General features: G+C 64.7%; 23 protein-coding genes. 17 read left to right on the forward strand and 6 right to left on the reverse strand.

Annotation, left to right across the window (positions count from 1 at the left end; genetic code table 11):
* From T281_RS08770 to T281_RS08795, 6 genes are all read left to right on the forward strand, one after another.
* Nucleotides 1-1,564, forward strand: a 1,564-nt coding sequence (locus T281_RS08770) for a sodium:solute symporter family transporter (RefSeq protein ID WP_037237347.1), incomplete at its 5' end; no start/stop codon positions are given.
* Between the two features lie 196 nt (nt 1,565-1,760).
* On the forward strand, nt 1,761-2,762 hold the full coding sequence (gene pip, locus T281_RS08775; protein ID WP_013420701.1) for a prolyl aminopeptidase: 1,002 nt from the start codon (nt 1,761-1,763) through the stop codon (nt 2,760-2,762).
* Between the two features lie 120 nt (nt 2,763-2,882).
* A complete protein-coding gene (locus T281_RS17650; RefSeq protein WP_052037285.1) occupies nt 2,883-3,449 on the forward strand; it encodes a methyltransferase family protein in 567 nt (188 codons plus the stop codon).
* Between the two features lie 179 nt (nt 3,450-3,628).
* A complete protein-coding gene (locus T281_RS08785) occupies nt 3,629-3,847 on the forward strand; it encodes a hypothetical protein (RefSeq protein WP_037237349.1) in 219 nt (72 codons plus the stop codon).
* A gap of 2 nt (nt 3,848-3,849) precedes the next feature.
* Nucleotides 3,850-4,203: a hypothetical protein gene (locus T281_RS08790; RefSeq protein ID WP_052037286.1), complete on the forward strand. Its 354-nt coding sequence runs from the start codon at nt 3,850-3,852 to the stop codon at nt 4,201-4,203.
* Between the two features lie 52 nt (nt 4,204-4,255).
* Entirely contained in the window at nt 4,256-4,591 is a 336-nt protein-coding gene (locus T281_RS08795) for a hypothetical protein (protein ID WP_037237350.1), read from the forward strand.
* Nucleotides 4,592-4,604: 13 nt separating this feature from the next.
* On the opposite strand, the gene dapE is transcribed toward T281_RS08795, so the two are convergent.
* The 4 genes from dapE to dapD form a co-directional block, all read right to left on the reverse strand.
* Nucleotides 4,605-5,756 carry a succinyl-diaminopimelate desuccinylase gene (gene dapE / locus T281_RS08800; RefSeq protein ID WP_037237351.1) on the reverse strand — a complete coding sequence of 384 codons (1,152 nt, stop codon included), beginning with the start codon at nt 5,754-5,756 and terminating at the stop codon, nt 4,605-4,607.
* A gap of 217 nt (nt 5,757-5,973) precedes the next feature.
* Nucleotides 5,974-6,792 (reverse strand): hypothetical protein, encoded by an 819-nt coding sequence (locus tag T281_RS08805; protein WP_052037287.1) that lies wholly within the window; start codon nt 6,790-6,792, stop codon nt 5,974-5,976.
* A gap of 144 nt (nt 6,793-6,936) precedes the next feature.
* The gene (locus T281_RS17655) at nt 6,937-7,968 is read right to left on the reverse strand and encodes a DUF805 domain-containing protein (RefSeq protein ID WP_081796691.1); all 1,032 of its coding nucleotides are present in this window, start codon (nt 7,966-7,968) and stop codon (nt 6,937-6,939) included.
* A gap of 79 nt (nt 7,969-8,047) precedes the next feature.
* Nucleotides 8,048-8,887 (reverse strand): 2,3,4,5-tetrahydropyridine-2,6-dicarboxylate N-succinyltransferase, encoded by an 840-nt coding sequence (dapD, locus tag T281_RS08815; protein ID WP_037237352.1) that lies wholly within the window; start codon nt 8,885-8,887, stop codon nt 8,048-8,050.
* 197 nt (nt 8,888-9,084) lie between these two features.
* Here dapD and T281_RS08820 point away from each other — a divergent pair, with 197 nt between their 5' ends.
* Complete coding sequence (locus T281_RS08820; protein WP_037237353.1) at nt 9,085-9,609, forward strand: hypothetical protein; 525 nt, start codon at nt 9,085-9,087, stop codon at nt 9,607-9,609.
* A 127-nt stretch (nt 9,610-9,736) separates the two neighbouring features.
* On the forward strand, nt 9,737-10,165 hold the full coding sequence (locus T281_RS08825) for a hypothetical protein (RefSeq protein ID WP_052037289.1): 429 nt from the start codon (nt 9,737-9,739) through the stop codon (nt 10,163-10,165).
* Nucleotides 10,166-10,224: 59 nt separating this feature from the next.
* On the opposite strand, the gene T281_RS08830 is transcribed toward T281_RS08825, so the two are convergent.
* Together T281_RS08830 and T281_RS17660 are read right to left on the reverse strand one after the other, a co-directional pair.
* Complete coding sequence (locus T281_RS08830; RefSeq protein WP_037237354.1) at nt 10,225-11,157, reverse strand: 50S ribosomal protein L11 methyltransferase; 933 nt, start codon at nt 11,155-11,157, stop codon at nt 10,225-10,227.
* A gap of 22 nt (nt 11,158-11,179) precedes the next feature.
* The gene (locus T281_RS17660; protein ID WP_052037290.1) at nt 11,180-11,818 is read right to left on the reverse strand and encodes a nucleoside deaminase; all 639 of its coding nucleotides are present in this window, start codon (nt 11,816-11,818) and stop codon (nt 11,180-11,182) included.
* Nucleotides 11,819-12,125: 307 nt separating this feature from the next.
* Here T281_RS17660 and T281_RS08840 point away from each other — a divergent pair, with 307 nt between their 5' ends.
* The 9 genes from T281_RS08840 to T281_RS08880 form a co-directional block, all read left to right on the forward strand.
* The gene (locus T281_RS08840) at nt 12,126-13,724 is read left to right on the forward strand and encodes a Do family serine endopeptidase (protein ID WP_037237355.1); all 1,599 of its coding nucleotides are present in this window, start codon (nt 12,126-12,128) and stop codon (nt 13,722-13,724) included.
* A gap of 110 nt (nt 13,725-13,834) precedes the next feature.
* On the forward strand, nt 13,835-14,515 hold the full coding sequence (locus tag T281_RS08845; RefSeq protein WP_013420671.1) for a response regulator transcription factor: 681 nt from the start codon (nt 13,835-13,837) through the stop codon (nt 14,513-14,515).
* Nucleotides 14,502-15,971, forward strand: a complete 1,470-nt coding sequence (locus T281_RS08850) for a sensor histidine kinase (RefSeq protein WP_052037291.1) — start codon at nt 14,502-14,504, stop codon at nt 15,969-15,971. Before T281_RS08845 ends, T281_RS08850 begins: the two co-directional genes overlap by 14 nt.
* Complete coding sequence (locus tag T281_RS08855; protein WP_037237356.1) at nt 15,961-18,852, forward strand: bifunctional [glutamine synthetase] adenylyltransferase/[glutamine synthetase]-adenylyl-L-tyrosine phosphorylase; 2,892 nt, start codon at nt 15,961-15,963, stop codon at nt 18,850-18,852. Before T281_RS08850 ends, T281_RS08855 begins: the two co-directional genes overlap by 11 nt.
* 229 nt (nt 18,853-19,081) lie before the next feature.
* On the forward strand, nt 19,082-20,563 hold the full coding sequence (zwf, locus tag T281_RS08860) for a glucose-6-phosphate dehydrogenase (protein ID WP_037237357.1): 1,482 nt from the start codon (nt 19,082-19,084) through the stop codon (nt 20,561-20,563).
* Nucleotides 20,560-21,264 (forward strand): 6-phosphogluconolactonase, encoded by a 705-nt coding sequence (pgl, locus tag T281_RS08865; RefSeq protein ID WP_037237358.1) that lies wholly within the window; start codon nt 20,560-20,562, stop codon nt 21,262-21,264. Before zwf ends, pgl begins: the two co-directional genes overlap by 4 nt.
* 45 nt (nt 21,265-21,309) lie before the next feature.
* On the forward strand, nt 21,310-23,139 hold the full coding sequence (edd, locus tag T281_RS08870) for a phosphogluconate dehydratase (protein WP_037237359.1): 1,830 nt from the start codon (nt 21,310-21,312) through the stop codon (nt 23,137-23,139).
* On the forward strand, nt 23,136-23,783 hold the full coding sequence (eda, locus tag T281_RS08875; RefSeq protein WP_037237367.1) for a bifunctional 4-hydroxy-2-oxoglutarate aldolase/2-dehydro-3-deoxy-phosphogluconate aldolase: 648 nt from the start codon (nt 23,136-23,138) through the stop codon (nt 23,781-23,783). The genes edd and eda overlap by 4 nt, the downstream gene beginning before the upstream one ends.
* 344 nt (nt 23,784-24,127) lie before the next feature.
* Nucleotides 24,128-24,952 (forward strand): asparagine synthetase B family protein (locus T281_RS08880; RefSeq protein WP_245269192.1); only part of this gene is annotated, 825 nt, incomplete at its 3' end.

Consider the following 24,952-nt stretch of genomic DNA (forward strand, 5'->3'; position numbering starts at 1 on the left):
CAGCATCGCCGCGTTCTTCTTCATCGGCATCGACGCCATCGCCATTCCGGTCGGGCTTTTCGCCGGGCTTGTGCTCATGGCGGTGCTTTTCGTGCCGCATCTGAGGAAGGCGGGCGCATACACTGTGCCGGGGTTCCTCCATCTGCGCTTCGGGCGAAAAACCATCAGGCCGGCGGCGTCGGTGCTGATGATTGCGCCGTGCCTCATCGCCATCGTGGCTGAAGTCGCGCTCGGCGGGAAGCTCGTCGGCTACCTTTTGCCGACACCTCAGGCGCTCGGCATCGATCTTTCTCCCGCGTCCCTTTTTACGCTGCTTGTCGTGGCGAGCATCGTCATCGCCGTCGTGCTGGGCGGCATGCGTGCCGCGACCTGGACGCAATGCGCGCAGTTCGTGGTGGTGCTCGGGCTGATCGCCCCGCTCATCGTCGTGTCGGTGATACGGACGAACCTGCCTCTGCCGCAACTCACCTATGGCGGCCAGCTTGAGGAGATCAAGGAGCGCGAGGCGTCGAAGGGCTTCATCACCACGACGCGGCCGAAGACGCTGAGCGACGTCCTGCCCGGTCAGGGCGCCCAGCCGGTGACGCGCCCCGCCGAGCGCATGTTCAGCGCCCTTTCGCCGGTCGATTTCGTCCTCCTGATCTTCTGTCTCGCTGTCGGTGTCGCGTCGCACCCCACCTTCCTGCCGAGGCTTTCAACCACACCCACGATCCTCGCCAGCCGCCGCATGTTCGGCTGGGTGACGATGATCGGCGCGTTCGTGGTGCTCACGATCCCGGCCTATGCCTTCTTCACGAAAGCGATGGCGGTCGAGGCGCTCATCGGCGTGCCGGTTTCCGACCTGCCCGCCTGGGCGAGAGCCTTGCAGCAACTTGGCTTCATCTCGCTGCCCGGCAATCAGTTTGAACAGCTTGGCGGCGCGCAACGCGTCACCTTCCAGCCGGACAGCCTCGCCCTCATCCTGCCTATGGCGGGCCAACTGCCGCGCGTGTTCTTCGGGCTCGCGGCGGCCGCGCTTCTGGCGGCGGTCGCGGCCTGCGCAGCGGGGCATCTCGTGGCGCTCGCCAATACCGTCAGCGACGACATCTATCACGGAACCCTGAGACGCAACGCGTCGCCCGCTCGCCGCCTGCTCGTGGCGCGGCTCTCGATGATCGTCTTCGGAATCTTCGTTTACTTTCTGGCGCAAGGCCATGTCGATCCGCTGCGCTGGGCGATGGTCTCCCTCTCGCTTGCGGCGGGCACATTCTTCGCGGTGCTCGTGCTGTCGGTGTGGTGGCGCAGGCTCTCCGCGAAAGGCGCTCTGGCCGGTATGGTGGCGGGTTTCGCCGTCACGGCGTTGTATCTGAACGCGTCGGGCGCGCCGCTGTTGGGCATCGACTCGCTGAACGCTGCGGCCATAGGCGTGCCCGTGAGTTTCGTCTCGGCGGCGATTGTGAGCCTGCTCTTCGGCGCTCCCGACGCGCATGCGCTGGAAGCCGTGGAGGATCTTCGCGTTCCGGCGGGCGAGACGCTGCAATCGCGCATGGTGCGGTTGGCATCGCGCACCAAGCCGACGCTGTGAGGTGGGACGAGGCGGTGTTTTCGCGTCAAGGAAACGTGAAAGGCTCCAGCGCATGATCCGTAAAAGGGAACGCCGGTTTCGCGATAAGATCACGCTCTTACAAGAACTTGGAGCGCGCTTTTGATTTCATCGGAAGCGATAACGCTCTAGGATGCCCGAATCGGAGGCGCTTCCTCCGGTTCACCCGGAGGCCCGCATGCGCCAAGCCGAGTCCCCCAAGCCGCCCACGCCCGGCTCGACCGTCGGGCGGCTGCCGCTGTTTCCCGATATCCCACCCTATCGCACAGGCTGGCTCAAGGTCTCGGACCGCCACGACATCTATTTCGAGGAGTGCGGCAACCCGCGCGGAAAACCCGCCGTCTGGGTGCATGGCGGGCCGGGCGGCGGCTGCAACGCCACCATGCGCCGCTATCACGATCCGTCGAAATATCGCATCGTGCTGTTCGATCAGCGCGGTTGCGGACGCTCGACGCCGCATGCATGCCTCGACGAAAACACCACATGGGATCTCGTCGCCGACATGGAGCGCCTGCGCGTGCATCTCGGCATCGACCGCTGGCAGCTCTGCGGCGGCTCATGGGGTTCGACGCTCTCGCTCGCCTATGCCGAGACGCACCCCGAACGCGTGAGCGAACTCGTGCTGCGCGGCATCTTCCTCCTGCGCCGCGCCGAACTCGACTGGTTCTATCAGGAGGGAACGAGCTGGCTGTTTCCAGACGCGTTCGAGGCGTATCAAGCGCCGATCCCGCCCGCCGAGCGTGGCGACATGATCGCGGCCTATCATCGGCGCCTGACCTCCAGCGACGCGGCGGAGCGTCTCGCAGCCGCGCGCGCCTGGAGCATATGGGAGGGGACGACGCTTTCGCTGTTCGCCGATCCAGCGCGCGTGAACCAGTTCGGCAGCGAATTCTACGCTCTCGCCTTCGCGCGCATCGAGTGCCACTATTTCATGAACCGAGGGTTTTTCCGCAGCGACAATCAGCTTCTCGAAGACGCTGGCCGCATCGCGCATCTGCCGGGCACCATCATTCATGGCCGTTACGACGTGGTGACGCCCTTGAAGAACGCGTGGGATCTGGCGCGAGCATGGCCGAAGGCCGAGTTGCGCATCGTGCCGGATTCCGGACACGCGGCGAGCGAACCCGGCATCGTGCATGAGATCGTGAGCGCGACGAACGCCTACGCGGCGAGCGCGTGAGTTGAACCGGTGCGTGACAGCGACGCAGTGAGGGCTTGACCCGGTCTTGCTGCTTGGTGCAAATCTTTGGCGACGCGCCTGTCACGCGGTTGATACATTTCTGCTGTAGCGGCTTTCGACATGCCAAGCTATCTCATGTACATCTTCGACGTGGCCGCGGCCTCGCTCGTCACGCTCAACGCCCTTCTCCTGGTGACCATCTTCTCCAGAAGGTTCAAGCTGTGGCCGACGCCGGCTGAGCGAAGCTGGCAGCATTACACCTTCTGGCCGCTGTTCCGGGGCGGCCTTGGGCTGACGCTGCTGTTTTCGATCCTCACGGTCGGGTGGCCCGAGGGTGGCCCCGACACGTGGCGCTTCCTTGCGGGCATGATCTGCGTGGTGATCGGCTTCGGCTTCACGATCTACGGCTATTTCGATCTTGGTATCGAGAATACCTACGGCGCCGACGAGGGGCTTGTGACGGGTGGCCTCTATCGCTTCAGCCGCAATCCGCAATACGTCGCGTCGATCCTCGGCTTTTTCGGCACCGGCCTCGCAAATGGCTCGGCGCAATCTGCCGTCCTCTGCGGTATGGCGATCCTCGTTTACGTGGTCCTGCCCTATACGGAAGAGCCTTGGCTGGAGCGGGCTTACGGCGACGTGTACGCTGACTACAAGCAGCGCACGCCGCGCTTCCTCTTTCTCTAAGCTCCAGCGACGACAGCGGGCCTGCGCGGACGCTCTGGCTGAGTGGCCCCCTTCGTTCGCCGTCGTTCGGGCGGCGGCTATCCACAGGCTTCCGATTCAGCTATGGAGAGAATAAGGCGCACCATTGCAACCGCAGATTGATAGCGATAAAAACCTCGAAATCCTGAACGAGGTTTTTGATGCCGGTTTGGCAGCGGATCGTGGCGCGACTTGTCCCCTTGCATATTGAAATGCACTCGCAAGCGTCGGAGGATTTCATTGCCTCCCGGCGCGACCTTATTTTTGTCGAGTACGAAGGAGAGAATCGCAATCATCGCTATTTCGCGGTGAAGCGGAAGATCTTCGGGCCACGAGATGAAAATGTCGAACGCCGTTCGGAAAACGCCAGCCGGAACTGACCGTGAGCGGCGCTGATAGCGCGAGCCCACGGCGCGGCGGTGCGCGGTGGCTCGCTTTGGGATACGCGCTCGCCTTTGCGGCTATCACGCTGTTCGCGGTTTCGCCGATGATACTGGCTACCATCGCCTCCGCCATCGCGGGAAGCGCGGGCTGCGCGCTCGACGAGGGCAACATTCATCCGTGCGTCATCGCGGGGGAGGACTGGGGCTCGACGCTCTACACCATGGCAATGATGGGATGGCTCGCCATCGCAACCATACAGATCGGGGCCATAGCGCTCGCCGTGTGGTTCGCCGTGCTTGTCATCCACGGCGCGGTGCTTGCGTTTTGGCCGCGGAGGTCGGGTACGGACTGACGGCCGCCCCGTTTCGGCCTATATGATGGGCGTTTCAAACGGGCAGGGGCGGATGCAAGGCGAAATCGGCGAACAGACAAAGCCTCTATCGGCGCGACGCAGGCGCTTCCGCCGCGCGGCTATCGCGATCCTCGTGCTGTCCGTGCTGCCGATGATCCCGGTGATCTTCGCCGCGAGCGTCGCGCATTTCGCGGGCTGCCGCCTCAACGAAAGCGGCGCGCATCCCTGCATCATCGGCGGTTTCGACGCGGGGCCGGTGCTCTATACCGTGGGCATGGGCTTCTTCCTCATCGCGCTCCTCGCCATGATCGTGGGCGCGATTGCGGCGGCCATCTGGATCACCGCCGTCGTTTTCTATATCGCGCGCGGGATGTTCGCTCGCCGGTGACACGTCGCGCGCGTCATCCGATGGCGAGGTGCAGGAAGCGCTTGTAGATGCGCGCGAGCGTCTCGATGTCCGCAGTTGCCGTATGCTCGTCCACCTTGTGCGCCGTGGCGTTCAGGAGGCCGAGTTCGGCGACCGGGCACATATCCTTGATGAAGCGCGCGTCCGACGTACCGCCGCCGGTGGACAGCACCGGCTCGCGCCCGGTTTCGGCCTGAACCGCCGCGCCCAGCATTTTCACGAACCCGCCGGGGCTCGTAAGAAAACTGTCGGATGGCTGATCGAAGTTCAGCGTGTGCTCCACGCCGGTATCGAGCAGCGCGGCGGCCACCTCCTCCTCGATCCAAGCCTTGAGCTGGGGCGCGGTGTGGAGATCGTTGAAGCGGATGTTGAAGCGCGCGCTCGCCTGCGCCGGAATGATGTTCGTCGCCTTGTTTCCTGTGTCGATGGTGGTAATTTCGAGGTTCGACGGCTGGAAATGCTCGCTGCCGTCATCGAGGCGGCGGGCCTTGAGGCGCGTCAGCGCGTCGATGAGGGCGGGCAGAGGGTTGCGCGCCTTCTGCGGATAGGCGACGTGCCCCTGGATGCCGCGCACGATAAGTTCCGCGCCGAGAGAACCGCGCCGCCCGATCTTGATCGTATCGGCAACGGCATCCTCGGACGTGCATTCGCCGAGCACGCAAGCATCGGGGCGTTCGCCTCGCTCGATGAGGCGCTCGACCACCTTGCGCGTCCCGTTGACGGACGGCCCTTCTTCATCGGCGGTGATGAGGAAGCTGATGGAGCCGACGAGGTCCGGCTTCTCGCGCAGATATTCGAGCGCCGCCGCCAGCGAGGCCGCGACCGCGCCTTTCATGTCCACCGCGCCGCGCCCGTAAAGCACGCCGTTTTCGATCTCGCCCGCGAAAGGCGGTAGCCGCCATGCCGCTTCGTCGCCGGGCGGCACGACGTCGATATGTCCCGCGAAGCAGATATGCGGCGTGCCGTCGCCGATGCGGGCGTAGAGATTTTCCACATCGGCCGTTCCGGGTTCGCTGAAGCGCAGCCGCTCGCAGGCGAATCCCGCCGCGCCGAGTTCGCGTTCGAGATAGGCGAGCGCGCCAGCCTCGTCGGGCGTGACGCTTTCGCAGCGAATGAGGGTCTGTGCGTACTCTGTAGCGCTTGTCATGCGTCGGCTTTCCTTGGGCGATAGTGCTCTGGCGCATACATTTGGTCAGTATTGCAGCACGCTCTCAATCAAACGTACGCGCCTTAAGAGCACTAGCAACTAATTAATTCTAGTGAAGTTTGAATTTTACATTTGATGACGTGCCACCAGCGGGTGTGAATCAAATGTAAAATTCGCTGCACCAGGCTTTTTATTGTGTTCAACAACGCGGAACCGGTCAGGGGATCACCTCACGTGGCGGACCGCTCTGCGGTTGGCTCATGGCGGGCGATTGAGGCGCGAAGGCCGTTTCCGGCAGGCGGATCTGTTGCGAATGCGGCTCTCTCGCCAGCGACCCGTGCAGGATCATGATCTTCTGCCAGATCTTGTTGCTGAGGGACGCCGTCAATTGTTCGATGTCGTTCACCGCGTCGAAGATGACGGGATCGCGGATGCTCTGCGCGTAGAGCGCCGCGAACTTGCTGATGAGTGACAGCATCTCCGAGCAATATTCGAGATAGCGGAGCAACTCGCGCGGGCTGAGGTCGCGGTCGGGCGAGGATCGCGTGGGCGGCAGGTTCGCCGCCATGGCCGCCGGGTCTTTGTTCATCTGGTGACTGTCGACGACGTGGGCGAAGGCGCGCAGACTATGGAGACCCCGAAGCGCCTTCTTCCGCTTCATGCGCGTGGCGCGGGTCGTCACAAAGAAGATCACGAGGGCGACCGAGACGGCGACATGGATTGCCGCGCTGACGCCTTGCATCGCCTGAAAGAATTCCTGCTGCTTCGCGAACTGGATTTCGATCCACGGTATGCGGGCGAGGATGAAGACCGTGACCGCGAAGCCGACCATCGTCAGCGCGCCGATGACGAAATCCGCCGCGACGTTGCGCTTCGCGAGCAAATGCGCTTCCTGAGCGATGGCGTGCGCGTATTCGGCGAGACGCGTGGCCTCGCGGGTGAGCCCGCGATCCGGAAAGCGCTCAGCCACGCGGTTCTTTAGCTGATAGGCAGACTTGATGACTTCGGTTTCATCAAGGGTCACGAAACGGGGCATGTGGTGCCTTCCCGCCGCTGAAACTGACAATTCGTTTTGCAGGAAATGATCTGTGGGCCGACCTTCCGGGTCGAGCCTTCTCCTGTAACGAAAGCCGCCTTTTCAGGCTTTTCGTGGGCGGCTATGCGGCGGCGGCTGGCGCTTTCACGGCTTTCCGGCGAGCGGATCGGGTCCGTATCGGTTGGGCCCGGTTTCGCCTTGCAAGATGCCGAACTGAAGGAATCCCCAAATCAGGGACGCGAGAAACAGCAGCCCGAGGAAGTTCACCGCGCCCTCGCCGATAGCGGCTTGCGCGGCGAGGCCCGGCGCAAGGCCAAGGGCAAAGAACGGCGCGATGACGAGCAGGATGAGCCAGCCGGAAAGCCCCCTGTCGTGCAGGCGCTTCACGCCGAGTGCGAGCAGGTTCCACAAAGCGACGCAGAAGACGATCCCCGGTATGAACATCCATCGCGCGATCTCGGCGGCCACCGGCTTGGCCTCGGCGCTATTGAGCCAATCCCGGTTGTTCATGTTCTGGACGATTTCCGGGTGCCGGTCGAGGTAGTCTCCGAGGAAGAGGATCGACGCCGTCATAACCGTCAGCGCGATCGTGCTGACAAGCATCGTCGCCCGCCACCAATGAGCGCGGCTCAAGCGGCCTTCCAGTCCGAACAATATGCTCCAGATGTCATGATCGCCGCCGTAATATCCGGGCGGAAGCGTATCGGGGCCATGCGCGTTCGGGCCCGGCGTACCGCGCAGCACGCTCAGTTGCACGAACATGAAGATCGAAAAGCCCGTAAGTATCGCGGCAAGGAGGCCCGATGAGGCGGGCGTGTCCGCGTCGAGCGTCTCCTTCATCGGCACAAGCGCCATGGCCATGGAGAACGCGAAATAGCAATACCAGAGCCAGCGCGGCAGGTCGCGATCATGAAGGCGCTTCACGGACAGCGCGCTCATCGGCCAGGCGATGAAGGCGAAATAGCTGAGCCAGACCGGCTCCCACAAGCCCGATTGGTCGGCGGGGCGCTGCCAGACCGCGGGCGAAAGCGGGTCGCCCGTGGCGAGCCACGACAATAGCGCCGCGAAGGCGAGACCGGCCGCCGTTGCCGCGAGGCTTCCGCCCCAATATGTCAGCCGGTTGATGCGGCCATGAAAGCCGAACAACACCTCGCCCCAGCCCATTGGATTCTCCATCGCGCTTCTGGCGCCTTTGGCTTCCCGCGCTTCATCGTGGAGCGGAAAGCCCGGTTTCTTGTTCCGACGCGAGCGTCACCTATTCGCGCAGGAGATCGTTGATCGACGTCTTGGAACGCGTCTTTTCATCGACGCGCTTCACGATCACCGCGCAATAGAGCGACGGACCCGGCTCGCCGTTCGGCAGCGGCTTGCCCGGCATCGCGCCCGACACCACCACCGAATAGGGCGGCACGCGGCCATAGAAAACCTCGCCCGTCGCGCGATCCACGATTTTCGTCGATTGGCCGAGATAGACGCCCATCGACAACACCGAGCCTTCGCCCACGACGACGCCCTCGGCCACCTCGGCGCGCGCGCCGATGAAGCAATTGTCCTCGATGATGACGGGGCCGGCCTGAAGCGGCTCCAGCACGCCGCCGATACCCGCGCCGCCCGAGAGATGCACGTGGCGGCCGATCTGCGCGCAGGAGCCGACCGTCGCCCATGTGTCAACCATCGTGCCCTCGCCGACATAGGCGCCGACGTTCACGAAGGACGGCATGAGCACCACGTTTCGCTCGATGAAGGCCGAGCGGCGTACGATGGAGCCCGGCAGCGCGCGGAAGCCGGCGGCGCGGAACCGCGCCTCGTCCCAGCCCGAGAACTTGGACGGCACCTTGTCCCACCACGGCCCCGGCGCTTCGCCGTCGCCCATGAGCGCATTGTCGTTCAGGCGGAAGGAGAGCAGCACGGCCTTCTTCAGCCACTCGTTCACGACCCATTCGCCGCCGACCTTCTCGGCCACGCGCGCCTTGCCTTCGTCCAGAAGCGAAAGCGCCGCTTCGACCGCGTCGGCAACTTCGCCCTTCTGCCCGAACCTGATGGCCTGGCGATCCTCGAACGCGGCGTCGATGACCGCCTTCAACTCATTTGTCATGGGTCGAAACCTCCCGCTTTCTTTCCTGCAAGTGCGTGCCTCCGGCGACACCCTCTGTCAAGCCGCTTGACCCGCCCGGAGGATCGCATCCCACGGCTTAACGCGGTCTTCAGCACGCAACCTGAAAGCGCACCGCACAGGGCCTCGCATCCGTTATCTTGGCCTGAAGCCGAAAGGAAACGCGAGTGAGGGACCGAATGCCAGTTTTTCCGTCTTCAAAGCGCGCGGCGCAAATTTGCTGTGCACTGCTGTTTTTCGCATCGAGCGGCGCATCGATTGCCGCCGGGTTCGAGTGTCCCGAGATCGGCAAGGGCGAGGTGCGGCTTTCGCCGGTGCAGGCGAAGGTGTTCACGGAGGGCAACTCAGCCGACCTCGCGAACGAAATCACGAGCCTGATCGTGAGCCTCAAGTCCCAGCGGCCGGGGATCGACTATTCCAGCATCCTGAATGCGGCTATGGCGGCTTATTGCCCGGTCATCGCGGACGCGAAAAATCTCAGCTCGCAGGAGAAGTCGTCCCGCATCTGGAAGTTCGAGGCCGTGCTGCGCGAACGGCTCGCGTCGCAGATCTCCTCGGGCGGCGACTCGTCGATCCTGGCGCAGGTGGACATCTCGCCGAAGGTGTACGAGGCGCTGCGCGACAAGGCCGCTTCGCTCGGCCAGACGCCATCGAAATACATGGCGGCGCTCCTCGACAAGGCGGCGTCGGACGCAGGCCAGTAGGCTTGCCGCAGTTCCAACGCGCCAGATAAACTTTAAGACAATTTCGTCGGGAACCGCGCAACGCCAGGCGTGTCCACCCCACAAGAGCGCGGCGTATACCGCGCCGGACAAGTGAGGTGTTCACGACATGACAATCAAAACCATCGCGGGCGCGGCTCTGATCGCCGCAGCGCTTGCGTTGCCTGTGCAATCGGCATCCGCAGCGCCCATCAATTCGTCAGCCGCCATCCTGACGCAGTCGGTCGCCCAGTCGAGCGTCGAAAAGGCGCACTGGCGCGGCCATCGCCGCTACTACGGCCACCGCCGAGGCTACAGGCACTGGGGCCATCGCGGGCCGTTCTTCGCGCCGTTCGCGTATGGCTATTCTCCGCGCTATCGCTATCGCCCGTACCGCTACGGCTACTACCCGCGCCACCGGTACTATCGCTACGGCTATAGGCGCTATCCGCGCTACTACCGCAGCGGATATTACGGTGCGTGGGGTTCGCCCTACTACGGTTACGGCGGCGGCTACGGCTGGGGCCGCCCCGGCTTGAGCATCGGCTTCGGCTTCTAGGTACGAAGCGGGCGGGCGTGCCGATCAGGGCGCCCGCCCGCTTTTTGAAGCGCGTCAGTCTAATGATTTGACGGGTTTGCTTCACGCGGCCCGGTATCCGCTTCGCTCGAAAATGCGCTTGGCGGCAAGAAAGCCGCCTCTTCCGGTTGCTCGTTTTCGGGCTGAGCATCGTCCGAATGAACCTCGGACCGCACGGCGTCCGATGTGTCCGCATCCGTGGGCGCTTGCTGCGGCGTGAGTTCGTACAGCAGGAAAGACTCGATATAGATCGACTTTTCCAGCGCGAGCTTCGCCTTGAAACCGGCTTCCGCGATCTCCCTGTCGAAGAAATCGAGGTCGGAGTCGGACGAGATCATCAGATACATCCGGCCGTCCGGCTTCAACCGCGCCCGCGCCTGCTGGAAGAGGCCGCGCAGGTTCAGATTGTCCGGCCCCGAATGCCAACCGGCATCGGCGAGATCGCGCGTTTTGCCCGCATGCTTCGGCGGGCTCGAAAAGATGACATCGAAGATCGGGCGCGCCGGAATGGCATCCATCAGGTTGGAGCACAAACCTTTCACGTTCGGGCCGTAGCCGTTCGCCTCCGCATTCTGCACAGCGGCGTCGGCGGCGTTTGGGTTGATGTCGAGCGCGAGCACGAAATCCGCACCCGCCCGTGCCGCCGCCAGCGCGAGGATGCCGGAGCCGGTGCCGATATCCGCAACCACCTTGCCGCGCAAATCGAGGCCGTCGATGAAATGCGCGAAGGTTTCGCTCGAAATGAAATAGCGCGGATGGAAAACGGTCGGCGGCACCTCCAGCATGAAGCCCGCTGCTTTCGCGCGTTGTGTCCCCTCGTGGTTCAGTACGAAGTGATACGAAAGATAATGCAGCGTGCTGCGCAAAGCCTTGCGAAAGCCCGACTGCGGCCGCGCGCGCCTGTCGAGCGCCGAGGGCAAAGCGCCGCCAGCGGCGACCGGATTATGCGAAGCCTGTCCCAAAACCTGATCCATGACGAACACCCTGCTGTTAGCGTTAGCGGTCGGAAAGCTGTGCGTGCTTCTCGCGCCATGCCGCGAGACGAAGGAACGGGAGGACGACGCGCTGCGCCATCGAGCGGGCGTGCGCCGGTAGATGTCGCGGCTCGTCCTGTTGCGCGGTTTCGTCCGTCAGCGCGCCCCTAAGACGCGCAAGTTCAGTGGCGGCGGGGTTCCATTCGCGCCAGGCCGCCAAGGCTTCCCCCGCGAGAAGGCCGCTGACGACTTCGGGCGCGGGGCCGAAGATCGGCAATTGTCGTCCAAGGTCGGCGTCGTGAAGGATCGTCCATTTGGAGACGCCGCCCATCGCGGGCGAGGCGAGCGCATAGGCGACGCGCCCAACCCAGGCTTCGCGAATGCAGAACGAACACATCGCGCATGGTTCGACGGTGGAATAGAGTGTCGCCCGAGCGAGCCCGCCCCGGCCAACGGTCTTCAGCGCGGCGGCGATGGCGATGATTTCGGCGTGACGCGAGAAGTCGGCGTCGCGCATCGCGCGGTTACCCGCTTCGGCGACGATTTCGCCGTCGAGTGCGATCAGCGCGCCGAACGGATAGTCGCCCTCCCGGGTCGCCTCTCTCGAAAGCTCGATGCACCGCAGCATCATCGCCTCGTCGGCCGCATTCCACCACACCATGACGCAAACCTTCCCGCCTCTAGCGTCCCCGCGTCGATGACGCGCGCGGCGGCTGGAAGCACAAAAACTTGCGCCTATTTATAGCGAGAATGGCTTCAGGCCCGCTTAAACGGGGAAGGACAGAACCGCACGTTATCTTCGTGATCTGTTTCTCATATCATCTTGCGATGATTTGCGAATTTGTTCCGCAACTTCTGCGGGGCTGAACGCGCGCCTTAACATCTTTTAATTTGGCGGCAAGTGGTTTGTAATATTCGCCTTCTTATATGAACTCTACGACGTAAATGTTTCAGGGGAGAGCGGGTCGATGGCTTCAGGACAACTAGAGGATGAGCGGAGGGAGAAGCGAGCCTTCGGCCGCGTCAAGTCGGCGAGCGCCTTTGTCGGCGCGGGACTGCTCGGCGCGGGACTGCTCGCGGCGATGCCCGCCATGCCGTTCCACGCTGGCGATGCGTTCGCGCAGGAAATAAAGCAGGGGCCGCTGCCCGGTTCGCCCGTCACATTCGCCGATCTCGCGGACAAGGTGCGCCCGGCCGTGGTGAGCGTGAACGTTAAGTCACGCGGGGCCGCCGGCGAAACCGCGCAGAAAGATCTGCCCGATCTCCCGCAGGACCATCCCCTTCGCGAATTCTTTGACCAGTTCAAGCATAACCAGCCGGAGCGCCGCCCATCGCGCGCGCAAGGCTCGGGCTTCCTCATCTCGCCGGACGGCTATGTGGTGACGAACCATCACGTGGCCGACAAGGTGGACGAGATCGAGATCACCTTCGAGAACGAAGAGAAGTACAAGGCGAAGGTCGTCGGCTCGGATGCGCGCACGGACATCGCGCTGCTGAAGATCGACTCCAAGAAGAAGTTCGACAACTGGCTCGAATTTGAAGACGCTGCGCCGCGCGTCGGCGATTGGGTGCTGGCGGTCGGCAATCCGTTCGGCCTCGGCGGCACGGTGACGGCCGGTATCGTCTCGGCGAACGGCCGCGACATCGGCTCCGGCCCGTATGACTTCCTCCAGATCGACGCGGCGGTGAACCGCGGCAATTCCGGCGGCCCGGCTGTGGACCTCAAGGGCAAGGTCATCGGCGTGAACACCGCGATCTACTCGCCGTCGGGCGGCAGCGTCGGCATCGCGTTCGCGATCCCGGCCTCCACCGCCAAAGAAGTCGTCGACAAGCTCCGCGACAAGGGCAAGGTGTCGAGCGGCTGGCTCGGCGTGCAGATCCAGAACCTCGACGAGAATATCGCCGAGAGCCAGGGCCTGAAGACCGCAAAGGGCGCGCTCGTCGCCAAGATCATCGCGGATGGCCCGGCCGCGAAATCCGAACTCAAGGCGCGTGACGTGATCCAGCAGGTGAACGGCCGGACGGTTGGCAATTCGCGCGAACTCGCCCGCACCATCGCCGCGCTTCCGCCCGGCGCCGATGCCAAGCTGCGCGTCTTCCGCAACGGCGAGGAACGCGAAGTCACGGTCAAGCTCGGCGAGTTCCCGGCGAACGACAAGCTTGCCTCGCTTCAGGGCGGCGGCAACGACGACAGCGACAGCAGCGCGTCCGGCAAGGAGCTTGAAGACCTCGGTCTGACGCTCATTCCCGCGCCCGAATTCCCCGGCGCCAAGACCAAGGAAGGCGTGGCCATCGTTAACGTCGATCCGAACTCGAAGGCCGCCGATCAAGGGCTGCGTCGCGGCGACGTGATCGTCGAAGTGAACGGCAAGACCGTAACTTCGCCGGACGAAGTCGTGGAAGGCATTCGGGACGCGCGCCAGAAGAACAAGAAGAACGTTCTTCTTCAGGTGAGAAGTCGTGACCAGCAGCGGTTCATCGGCCTTCCCATCGACAAGTCCGACGAGGACAAGGAAAGCGAAGCCAAGGAGCCCACGGGCACCGAAAAGAACAAGGGCAAGCGCTAAGCCATGCTCGAAAATGCCGCCACTCGCTGGCGGCATTTTCTTATCGGATGGGCGAAGGCCAAAGCGTCATCGGCCTTCGCTTCAAGCGGCGGACATAACCAGGGTAAACCATGCGAGTTCTGATTGTTGAGGATGATCGCACGGCGGCCGACTTTCTGGCCAAGGCGCTCGGCGAGGCCGGATTCCAGACAGAGATCGCGGGCGATGGTGAAGCGGCATTCGATAGCGCGACCTCGTCCAAATTCGACGTTCTGATCGTGGACCGCATGCTGCCGAAACTCGACGGTTTGACGCTCGTGGAGCGGCTTCGCGAGCGGGGCGACACAACGCCGGTGCTGATCCTCTCGGCGCTCGGCGCGGTGGACGACCGCGTGAAGGGGCTGCGATCCGGCGGCGACGACTATTTGCCGAAACCTTACAGCCTTGTGGAACTCGTCGCGCGCGTCGAGGCGCTGACGCGGCGCGGACCGACCGAACGCGCGGTGACGACCTATGCCGTGGGCGACCTCGTGCTCGACCGTCTGTCTCACAAGGTGTCGCGCGGCGGCGAAACCATCGTGCTCCAGCCGCGCGAATATCGGCTCCTCGAATATCTCATGAAGCATGCCGGACAGGTGGTGACGCGCACCATGCTGCTCGAAAACGTGTGGGATTATCATTTCGACCCCCAGACGAACGTCATCGACGTGCACATTTCCCGGCTGCGCAGCAAGATCGACAAGGGGCAGGGCAAGCCGCTTCTGGAAACCGTACGCGGCGCGGGTTACATGATCCGCGATGAGCGTCGCTAATTTCGTAAAACTGATTCCCCGCCTCGTCCTCGCGACACCCTTCCGGCTGTTTGCGGTTTACGTGTCGCTGTTCTGCGTCGCGGTGGCCATCGTGTTCATGTACGTGAACATCGCGATGCAGGGCTTTCTCGCGCAAGAGGCGGAAAGCGCTGTCCAGTCCGATTTCGACTTCCTCGCCGCGCGCTACAATGAAGGCGGACAGGGAATGCTCGGTCAGGCCATCGGCGAGCGTTCCGCCGCCTCCAACAACGGCCTCTATCTCCTCACCGACGCCAACGGCCGCTGGCTCGCCGGCAATCTCGAAGCCGTGGCGGCCGACCTCTGGGCGACGCAAGGCGCGGCGCAATTCGCCTATCGCAAGCGCGGCAGCGATGCGCGCCAGCGGCAGGCTTTCGGCATCGTGACGCGTCTGCCGAACGACCTGCATCTCATCGTCGCGCGCGACATCGAAAATCAGGAGATGCTGAAGCGTGTGCTTCGCAATGCGTTCCTGCTCGGTTATGCGCTCATCATCGGCATCGGCGCTGCGGGGGCGGTGATCGTGAGCCGCCGCATGATGCGTCGTGTTGACGAGGCGTCGAGCACGGCCCGCGCGATCATGCAGGGCAACCTCGCGCAGCGGATTCCCGTGACAGGGCGCGCCGACGAGTTCGATCGCCTCTCGGAGAACCTGAACGCGATGCTCGACCGCATTCAGGATCTCATGGTGGGGCTGAAGAACGTGTCCGACAACATCGCGCACGACCTCAAGACGCCGCTTCATCGGCTGCGCACGCGGGCGGAGCGCGCGCTTCAATCGAGTTCCTCGCCGGAAAAGCTATCCGAAGCGCTGGGCAGCGTCATCGAGGAGGCCGACACGCTGATCCAGACCTTCGACGCGCTGCTCAGCATCGCGCGGCTCGAAGCGGGCTCGCGCTCGGAAAGCTTCGGACCGCTGAACGTCTGCGCGCTTCTGAACGACGTCGCAGAGCTTTACGAACCGGCGGCGGAAGAACAGGGGCTCTCGCTCACCACCACCTGCGCCTCGAACAGCATCATGATGGCGGGCGAAAAGCATCTCATCGTGCAGGCGGTGGCGAACCTGCTCGACAACGCGATGAAATACGCCATCCAGCCTGCGCCCGAGGGTGGGGCAAAACATCCCGCCGTGGAACTCGGCCTTGAGGACCGTGGCGATTTCATCGACATCCTTGTTTCGGACAATGGGCCGGGCATTCCTGAGGCGGACCGCGAGCGCGTGCTCCAGCGCTTCGTGCGCCTACAGCCGAGCCGGTCGATACCCGGCAGCGGGCTCGGCCTGTCGCTCGTCGCGGCGGTCGCGCGGCTGCACGAAGGCTCGGTTTCGCTCGAAGACAACGAGCCGGGGCTGCGCGTGCGCCTCCGGCTGAAGAAGAACCTTGTGGCGGCGCCACACAACGCGGCCGACGATCCCTTGATGGTGACGCATGCAGCTTGATCACGCAGCGCTTCGAAACCGGCTCACGCCGACCCCGCTCGTCGAGGGCAGCGGGCGACAGCGGGCGGATCGCGCGGTGGCGGCGCTCAAGGCGGCCCGGCCTGAAGCGACCTTCGACGACAGGATGCTTGCATTCCTGTCCGGCGTCTTCGCAGGCTCGCACTACCTTTTCGGGCTCGTCGAACGCAACCCGGAGCGGCTTTTCGAAACGCTGGAAACGTCGCCGGAAGCGCGCTTCGACGCTGTGCTCGCCCGCGTCGCGGACGAAGCGGCGGCGGCCGCCAGCCAGCGCGAACTGATGACCGTGCTGCGCATCGCCAAAGCCGACATCGCCTTCCTTGTCGCGCTCGCCGACCTCGGCGAGGTGTGGAGCGTGGACGAAGTTACGCTCCGCCTGACGGATGCGGCCGACGCGCTTGTCGGACATGCGGTGCGCTTCCTGCTCGCCCGCGCCATGGACGCGCGCAAGTTCTTCCCGCCCGACCATACGCGCCCCGAGGAGGGCAGCGGCTTCATCGTGCTCGGCATGGGCAAATACGGCGCGCACGAACTGAACTATTCGAGCGACATCGACCTCATCATCTTCTACGACCGCGAAATCGCGCCGCTTGGCAACGGCATCGAGGCGCAGCCGTTCTTCGTGCGGCTCGTGCGCGACCTTGTCACGATCCTGCAGGAGCGCACGGCGGACGGCTACGTGTTCCGCACCGACCTGCGGCTGCGTCCCGATCCCGGCTCCACGCAGGCCGCCATCTCCACCGACGCCGCGTTTCGCTATTATGAAAGCCTCGGCCAGAACTGGGAGCGCGCCGCCATGATAAAGGCGCGGCCCGTGGCGGGCGACATCGCGGCGGGCGACGCGTTCCTGAAGTCGCTCAGCCCCTACGTCTGGCGCAAGTACCTCGACTACAACGCCATCTCCGACATTCACGCCATGAAGCGGCAGATCCACGCCGCGAAAGGGCACGAGAAGATTGCGGTCGCGGGCCACAATCTGAAGCTCGGGCGCGGCGGCATCCGCGAGATCGAGTTCTTCGTGCAGTCGCAGCAACTCATCGCGGGCGGACGGCAGCCGCCGCTACGCACGCGCCGCACCATCACCGGCCTGAAGCTTCTGACGGATTACGAGTGGATCACGCCCGAGGTGCGCGACGACCTTTCCGACGCCTATCGCACGCTGCGCCGCATGGAGCATCGCCTTCAGATGGTGGCGGACCAGCAGACGCATTCGCTCCCGGCCCAGCCCGCCGAACTCGAACGCTTCGCGCGTTTCGCGGGCTATGCCGATGTGGCGCGTTTCGAGCGAGACATGCGCTCCACCATGATGATGGTGCAAGAGCATTACGCGGCGCTGTTCGAGAAGACGCCGCAGCTCACGGCGCCGCAGGCCGGTGGCGGAAATCTCGTCTTCGCGGGCGATGTGGAAGACCCCGCCACTCTCACCACGCTTGCCGCGATGGGGTTCAAGAACCCGTCCGGCGTCATCGGCATGGTGAAGGGCTGGCATTATGGCCGGTATCCCGCCATGCGATCCGCCCGCGCGCGCGAAATCCTCACCGAGTTCACGCCTGCCCTGCTCGAAGCGTTCGGCAAGACCGGCGACCCGGACCTCGCGCTTTCCACCTTCGACAAGTTCCTTGGCGAAGTGCCGACCGCGCTTCAGCTTTTCTCGATGCTGCGCGCGAACCCGACCTTCCTTCAACTTCTCGCGCAGATCATGGGTTCCGCCCCGCGCCTCGCCCGTATCCTGTCGCGCCGCCGCCGCATCATGGAAGCGCTGCTCGACCCGGACGGCTTCGGCGAGGCTCCGACGCCGGAAGAAGTGCGCGACCACATCCGCCGGGACATTCTCGCGGCCGAAACCTATGACGACCGCCTCGACCGTGCGCGCGTCGTCGGGCAGGAGCGCATGTTCCTCGCGGGCGTCGAGCTGCTTTCGGGGCGTATCGATCCGCGCGAGGCGGGCGAAACCTATTCGCTGATCGCGGAATCGGTGATCGAGGCGCTGCTCGACGTGGTGCAGGAGCGCTACGGCAACGGCATGCCCGCGCCCGTGGTTCTCGCGATGGGCAAGCTCGGCGGCCGCGAGACGACGGCGTCATCCGATGTCGATCTCATCGTGGTTTACGATGTGCCGCAGGAGAAAATGCAAGCCGCGCCGCAGCATTACGCGCGGCTGACGCAGCGCCTCATTTCCGCGCTATCCGCGCCCACGCCCGAGGGCGAGCTTTACGCAGTGGACATGCGGCTGCGCCCGTCCGGCAAGGCGGGGCCGGTTGCGGTGCGGCTCGATGGCTTCCTGTCCTATCAGAAAAACGAGGCGTGGACGTGGGAGCATCTCGCGCTCACCCGCGCGCGGCCCATCGCAGGCCCGCCAGAGCTTCGCGAGCGGCTTTCCGGCATGATCCGCGATGTGCTGACGCTTCCGCGCGACCGGGCGAAGACGGCGGCCGATGTTCTCGAAATGCGCGCGCTCATCGAGAAGGAAAAGGGCACGCGCGACCTCTGGCAGATCAAGACGTTCAACGGCGGCCTGATCGATGTGGAGTTCATCGCGCAATTTCTTCAGGTGGCGCACGCGGAACGGCTGCCGGACATCCTCGACCAGAACACCGAGGCCGCGCTGAAGAAGCTCGTCGCGGCGGGCGTGCTCGACCCGGAAGACGGCGGCAGGCTGATCCACGCCGCGGAGCTTTACAATGAAGTCTCCCAGATCCTCCGGCTGTGCACGGAAGGCGCGTTCGACCCTGCCGCCGCGCCACGCGACCTCATCGAGGTTCTGCTGCACGTCACGGGTGAGCCGGACATCGCGCGTCTCGAAGGGCGGCTGCGCGACACCTATGCCGAAGTTGCGGCGCTGTTCCCGAAGCTCGTCCTTTAGCGGGCGATCCGCCACAGTGGCGGCGCGCTTCCATTTTGCGATGCAACAGAAGCGCGGCCGAGGTGTTTTGCAGCGTCGGACGGTCGCCTTCCATCGTGGCGGTGGATCGGCGAAAAGCTTGCGAATAAGTCGATCGTTCACAAAAGCTTAGAGTGCTTTCGAAACCGAACGCCCGCACAGTAAGCCGCGACTGACACGCAATTCCCGCGCTGCGCTACGAGGACGGAAGATGGCCCGCATCATTGTTGTCGACCCCTTCGATTATGTCGTCTTCGGCGGTACGGGCGATCTGGCCCGCCGCAAGCTGTTCCCCGCGCTCTATCACCGCGACTTCGACAATCAACTCCCCGAGACCGCGCGCATCATCGGCGTGGCGCGGCGCGACGAGACGACGGAGAGCTATCGCGCCGATGTGGAAGACGCGATCCGCGCCTCTCTGCCGGAGGGCGATATCGACGGCGAGGCGCTCGGCCGCTTCCTGTCGCGCGTCGTCTATGTGCGCGCCGACGGCACAAGAGATGACGGCTGGGACGAGCTGTCCCGCGTGCTCGACGAGCGCCGCGAGTGCATTCGCGTGTTCTACCTCGCCACCGCGTCGAACCTCTTCGGCCCGATCTGCCATCGCATCAAGAACCACGACCTCATCACCGACAAGACGCGGCTCGTACTCGAAAAGCCCATCGGCCACGACCTCGAATCGTCCCGCGCCATAAACGAAGCGGTGGGGCAGGACTTCCCGGAAGACCGCATCTACCGCATCGACCATTATCTCGGGAAGGAGACGGTGCAGAACCTGATGGCGCTGCGTTTCGCGAACGTGCTGTTCGAGCCGCTGTGGAACGCCGCGCATATCGATCACGTGCAGATCACCGTCGCCGAAACGCTGGGGCTTGCCGAGCGCGCGAAGTATTACGATCAGGCGGGCGCGCTGCGCGACATGGTGCAGAACCACATGTTGCAGATGCTCTGCCTCGTGGCGATGGAGCCGCCGACCTGCATCTGGGCCGACGCCGTCCGCGACGAGAAGCTGAAGGTGCTGCGCGCGCTGAAGCCCATTGCGGGGCGTGCCGCATCGAACGTCACCGTACGCGGCCAGTATCGCGCGGGCGCGGCAGACGGGCACGCGGTGCCGGGTTATCAGCAGGAACTCGGGCCCGGCGCGCCGACGAGCCAGGCCGAAACCTTCGTTGCGCTGAAGCTCGAAATCGACAATTGGCGCTGGGCAGGCACGCCGTTTTATTTACGCACGGGCAAGCGCCTCCCCTCCCGCGTGTCCGAGATCGTCGTCACCTTCCGCCCCATTCCGCATTCCATCTTCAGCCGCGACGCCGGGCCTGTGGTGCCGAACCGGCTCGTCATCCGCCTTCAGCCGGATGAGGGCATCAAGCTCTGGCTCATGATCAAGGATCGCGGGCCGGGCGGCATGCGACTTCGCAACGTGCCGCTCGACATGACGTTTCGCGAGGCGTTCGGCCAGCGGAACCCGGACGCCTATGAGCGTCTTTTACTCGATGTGGTGCGCGGCAACCAGACGCTGTTCATGCGCCGCGACGAGGTGGAAGCGGCATGGCGATGGATCGACCCGATCCTCGAAGCATGGGACGCGAACAAGGAAGGCGTGAAACCTTACACGGCGGGTTCGTGGGGGCCATCTGCATCCATTGCGCTGATCGAGCGCGACGGCCGCACCTGGTATGAGGAGGATTCATGAGCGCCACAATCGAGCGGCATGATTTCGCGAACAGCGCCGCGCTCGCGGAAGCGCTGGCGAGCCGCGTGGCGGACGCGCTGCAAGCACGCATCGGCGAATTCGACCGCGCATCGCTTGCCGTCTCGGGCGGGCGAACCCCGGCGGCCTTTCTCGATGCGTTGTCACGGAAGCTGCTGCCGTGGGATCGCGTCTGGGTAACGCTGGTCGATGAGCGCTGGATGCCGGAAAGCTCGGAGCGCTCGAACGCGAGGCTCGTGCGCGCGCATCTCCTGCAAAACGAGGCTGCGGCGGCGCATTTCGTGCCGCTCGTGAACGATGCGCCGACGCCGGAAGCGGGGCTCGCGGAAGCGGAAGCGTTGCTGGAGCCGTTGCCGTGGCCGCTCGCCGCCTGCGTGCTCGGCATGGGCGGTGACGGACACACCGCGTCTTTCTTCCCGCACGCCGAGGGCCTCAACGCCGCACTCGCTCCGCCCCCCGGCTCGCGCCTCGCCGCCACTTCAGCGCAAGCCGCCGGAGAGCCGCGTGTCACGCTGACATTGCCGGTCATTCTGGAAGCTTCCCTGATCGCCCTCCACATAGAGAGCGAGCCCAAGTTGCGGGTTCTGGACACCGCGCGGGCCGCTGGCCCGGTCGAAGACATGCCCGTGCGCGCCGTGCTTCGCGCGTCGCCTCGGCCGGTCGAAGTGTTCTGGTGTCCATAAGCCGAAACAGATCCATGAGGCGCTGAAGCCGAAAGGGAAATTGCCGTGTCCATCCATTCAACCGTCGGCGAAGTCACCGAACGTATCGTCAAGCGCAGCCACGACAACCGCGCGCGCTATCTCGACCGCATCGCTCAAGCCGCCGAGCGCAGGCCCGAGCGCACGCATCTCGGTTGCGCGAACCAGGCGCACGGCTTCGCGGCATGCGGCCCGATCGACAAGGAGCGGCTGCGCGAAGGCCGCACGCCGAACCTCGGCATCGTGACGGCGTATAACGACATGCTGTCGGCGCATCAGCCCTATGAGCGATTTCCGCCGCTGATCCGCGAGGCGGCGCGCGAGGCGGGAGCTACCGCGCAGGTCGCGGGCGGAACGCCAGCCATGTGCGACGGCATCACGCAAGGCTTCGAGGGCATGGAAGTCGGCCTGTTCTCGCGCGAGGTCATCGCGCTTTCGACGGCCGTCGCGCTCTCGCATCAGACCTTCGACGCGACCGTGATGCTCGGCATCTGCGACAAGATCGTGCCGGGCCTGTTCATCGGCGCGGCGTCGTTCGGGCATCTGCCGACCGTGTTCATACCGTCCGGCCCGATGACGTCCGGCCTGCCGAACCCGGAGAAGTCGCGCATCCGCCAGCTTTATGCGGAGGGCAAGGTCAGCCGTGACGAGCTTCTGGCGGCGGAGGCCGCGTCCTACCACGCGCCCGGCACCTGCACCTTCTACGGCACGGCAAACACGAACCAGATGGTCATGGAAATGATGGGCGTGCACATTCCGGGCGCGTCCTTCGTAAACGCCAACACGCCGCTGCGCGATGCGCTGACGCGCGAAGGCGTGCGCCGCGCGCTCGCCATGACGGCGCTCGGCAATGAATACACACCCTTCGGCGCGATGGTGGACGAGCGCTCCTTCGTGAACGCCATCGCGGGCGTGCTCGCCACGGGCGGCTCGACGAACCACACGCTGCACCTTCTCGCCATGTCGGCGGCGATGGGCATCACGCTGACCTGGGACGATTTCGACGCGCTGTCGCCTGTGGTGCCGCTGGTCGCGCATGTCTATCCAAGTGGCAGCGCGGACGTGAACCAGTTCGCGGCGGCGGGCGGTGTGCCCTTCGTCATCCGCGAGCTTCTGGCGGCAGGCCTGCTCCACGGCGACATCAAGACCGTGTGGGGCACAACGCTGGACGCCTACGCCATCGAGCCGGGTCTCGACGCCGAGGGTCATCTCGTCTGGCGCGAGGCGGCGGAAAAGAGCGGCGACGAAAAGATCCTGCGCGGCGTGGACCAGCCGTTCAGCGTGGAAGGCGGCATCCGCGTGCTCGACGGCAATCTTGGCCGCGCGGTGATGAAAACCTCGGCGCTGGCGCCCGAACGCCTCGTGATCGAAGGCCCGGCGCGCATCTTCCACTCGCAGGAGGCGTTGCAGGACGCGTTCAAGGCGGGCGCGCTGACGGGCGATTTCGTCGCGGTGGTCCGCTTTCAGGGGCCGAAGGCGAACGGCATGCCGGAGTTGCACAAGCTCCTGCCGCCGCTCGGCGTGCTTCAGGATCGCGGCCAGCGTGTGGCGCTTCTCACCGACGGGCGCATGTCGGGCGCATCCGGCAAGGTGCCGTCGGCGATCCATGTCACACCGGAGGCTGTGGCGGGTGGCCCCATCGCGCGAATCCGCGAGGGTGATATAATACGGATCGATGCCGTGTCTGGCACGCTGGCGGCGCTGGTCGACGAGAAGGAATGGGCGGCGCGCGAACCAGCAACCGCCGATCTTTCCGCGTCGCATGAAGGCGTCGGCCGCGAACTGTTCGCGCCGTTCCGCGCGGCTGTGGGCGAGGCTGACACGGGAGCAACAGTCTTTTTCAGGAGCGCCGCATGACTGCATCCGCGCAAGCAGGTCTCGAACCCGTTCTCAGCCGCGCCGCCGTAATACCCGTCGTCGTCATCGACAAGGCGGAGGACGGGGTTCCGCTGGCGCGCGCGTTGCTCGCGGGCGGCCTCCCGGTGATCGAAATCACCCTTCGCACGGGCGCGGCGCTCGAAGCGATCCGCGCAATCGCGAACGAGGTGCCGGAAGCGGTCGTCGGCGCGGGCACCGTGCTCGACGGCGCGCTGTTGAAGGCCGCGAAGGAAGCCGGCGCGCGCTTCGCCGTTTCGCCGGGTGCCACGCCGCGCCTGCTCGACGCCGCCGCGTCTGAAGGCGTGCCGCTGCTGCCCGGCGTCGGGACAGCGTCCGAGGCAATGGCGCTGATCGAACGCGGCTACCGCTTCGCGAAGTTCTTTCCGGCGGAAGCATCTGGCGGACCCGCGCTTCTGGCGAGCCTCGCTTCGCCTCTGCCGCAGCTCAGGTTTTGCCCTACCGGCGGCATCACGCACGACAACGCGTCGCGCTATCTCAAGCTGCCGAACGTGATTTGCGTCGGCGGGTCGTGGATGGTGAACCGCGCGCGCATCGCCGAAGGGGACTGGGCGTCGATCTCGGCGCTCGCAAAGGCAGCGGCGGCGCTTCGCGTGGGCGGTTGAGGCCACGCTCGCCCGCTTTTGGCGCTTTCGATCCCCAAAAGATTTAATCCAATTCGGATAAACTGCTTGCGGACGGTGCAACCGGCGGCGTAGACGAGTAGTCGTCTGAACCGCGCTTGCATGAACGCGGAACTGTTTTGGCTTCGCGTGAAGCAACGGAGCCTTGTTGCTGGCGTTCGGCTGAAGTTTTTAGCTCCGAGCAGTTTCAGAGGGGCGTTCGTCGCCTTTATTGTCAGTTTTCCGAGGGGACGAACCTCTCCATGTGCGGCATAAACGGCGCTTATTCTTATCGTCCAGCAGCGCTTGAGGTCGATCGAGGGGAACTCCTCGCTACGAGAGACCAAATGACAGCGCGGGGCCCGGACGGTGCCGGTGTCTGGCTCTCGGATTGCGGCCGCCTCGGTCTTGGGCATCGGCGCCTTGCGATCATCGACCTGTCGGAGGCGGGCGCGCAGCCGATGCACAGCGCGGATGGCCGCTTCACCGTCACGTTCAACGGCGAAATTTATAACTACCTCGATTTGCGCCGCTCGCTCGAAGCGCGGGGACACATCTTCCGCAGCCATTCCGATACGGAAATCCTGCTGCACCTTTACGCCGAGAAGGGTGCGGAGATGGTGCATGATCTGCGCGGCATGTTCGCTTTCGCGATCTGGGACGCGCACGCCCGCACGCTTTTCCTCGCGCGCGACCCCTATGGCATCAAGCCCCTTTATTATGCCGACGACGGCGGGGCGTTTCGCTTCGCGAGTCAGGTCAAGGCGCTGCTCGCTGGCGGTGCCGTGGCGCGTGAGCCGGACCCGGCAGGTATCGTCGGCTTTCATCTCTGGGGCGCGGTGCCGGAACCGTTCACGCTCTATCGCGACGTGAAGGCCGTGCCCGCCGGGCATTCGATCCTCGTGCGCGAGGGAAGCGGCGCGGAGGCCCCCGTCGCTTTTGCGAGCATCGCCGCCGTTCTCTGCGAGCGCGCGCGCGCGGCAGCCGGGCGGCAGGAGATCGGCCCCGTCGTGCGCGATGCGGTCCGCGACAGCATGCGCGCGCATCTCCTCGCCGATGTCGATGTCGGGATCTTCCTATCGGCCGGGATCGACTCCGGCGCGATGCTCGGTCTGATGCGCGATGTCGGGCACGCAAGACGCATTGCCGTAACCGTCGCGTTCCGCGAATTT

It is taken from the genome of Rhodomicrobium udaipurense JA643 (assembly GCF_000636015.1).
Lineage (GTDB): Bacteria > Pseudomonadota > Alphaproteobacteria > Rhizobiales > Rhodomicrobiaceae > Rhodomicrobium > Rhodomicrobium udaipurense.

What these genes read in the sequence shown, in the direction of transcription:
- T281_RS08850 (WP_052037291.1), top strand. Translation starts at nt 14,502, where the DNA reads ATGAGCGTCGCTAATTTCGTAAAACTGATTCCCCGCCTCGTCCTCGCG.
- T281_RS17650 (WP_052037285.1), top strand. Translation starts at nt 2,883, where the DNA reads ATGCCAAGCTATCTCATGTACATCTTCGACGTGGCCGCGGCCTCGCTC.
- T281_RS08805 (WP_052037287.1), bottom strand. Translation starts at nt 6,792, where the DNA reads ATGCCCCGTTTCGTGACCCTTGATGAAACCGAAGTCATCAAGTCTGCC.
- T281_RS17660 (WP_052037290.1), bottom strand. Translation starts at nt 11,818, where the DNA reads ATGGTGTGGTGGAATGCGGCCGACGAGGCGATGATGCTGCGGTGCATC.
- T281_RS08795 (WP_037237350.1), top strand. Translation starts at nt 4,256, where the DNA reads ATGCAAGGCGAAATCGGCGAACAGACAAAGCCTCTATCGGCGCGACGC.
- pip (WP_013420701.1), top strand. Translation starts at nt 1,761, where the DNA reads ATGCGCCAAGCCGAGTCCCCCAAGCCGCCCACGCCCGGCTCGACCGTC.
- pgl (WP_037237358.1), top strand. Translation starts at nt 20,560, where the DNA reads ATGAGCGCCACAATCGAGCGGCATGATTTCGCGAACAGCGCCGCGCTC.
- T281_RS08825 (WP_052037289.1), top strand. Translation starts at nt 9,737, where the DNA reads ATGACAATCAAAACCATCGCGGGCGCGGCTCTGATCGCCGCAGCGCTT.
- T281_RS08845 (WP_013420671.1), top strand. Translation starts at nt 13,835, where the DNA reads ATGCGAGTTCTGATTGTTGAGGATGATCGCACGGCGGCCGACTTTCTG.
- T281_RS17655 (WP_081796691.1), bottom strand. Translation starts at nt 7,968, where the DNA reads ATGGAGAATCCAATGGGCTGGGGCGAGGTGTTGTTCGGCTTTCATGGC.
- T281_RS08855 (WP_037237356.1), top strand. Translation starts at nt 15,961, where the DNA reads ATGCAGCTTGATCACGCAGCGCTTCGAAACCGGCTCACGCCGACCCCG.
- eda (WP_037237367.1), top strand. Translation starts at nt 23,136, where the DNA reads ATGACTGCATCCGCGCAAGCAGGTCTCGAACCCGTTCTCAGCCGCGCC.
- zwf (WP_037237357.1), top strand. Translation starts at nt 19,082, where the DNA reads ATGGCCCGCATCATTGTTGTCGACCCCTTCGATTATGTCGTCTTCGGC.
- T281_RS08830 (WP_037237354.1), bottom strand. Translation starts at nt 11,157, where the DNA reads ATGGATCAGGTTTTGGGACAGGCTTCGCATAATCCGGTCGCCGCTGGC.
- T281_RS08820 (WP_037237353.1), top strand. Translation starts at nt 9,085, where the DNA reads ATGCCAGTTTTTCCGTCTTCAAAGCGCGCGGCGCAAATTTGCTGTGCA.
- T281_RS08840 (WP_037237355.1), top strand. Translation starts at nt 12,126, where the DNA reads ATGGCTTCAGGACAACTAGAGGATGAGCGGAGGGAGAAGCGAGCCTTC.
- dapE (WP_037237351.1), bottom strand. Translation starts at nt 5,756, where the DNA reads ATGACAAGCGCTACAGAGTACGCACAGACCCTCATTCGCTGCGAAAGC.
- T281_RS08785 (WP_037237349.1), top strand. Translation starts at nt 3,629, where the DNA reads ATGCCGGTTTGGCAGCGGATCGTGGCGCGACTTGTCCCCTTGCATATT.
- dapD (WP_037237352.1), bottom strand. Translation starts at nt 8,887, where the DNA reads ATGACAAATGAGTTGAAGGCGGTCATCGACGCCGCGTTCGAGGATCGC.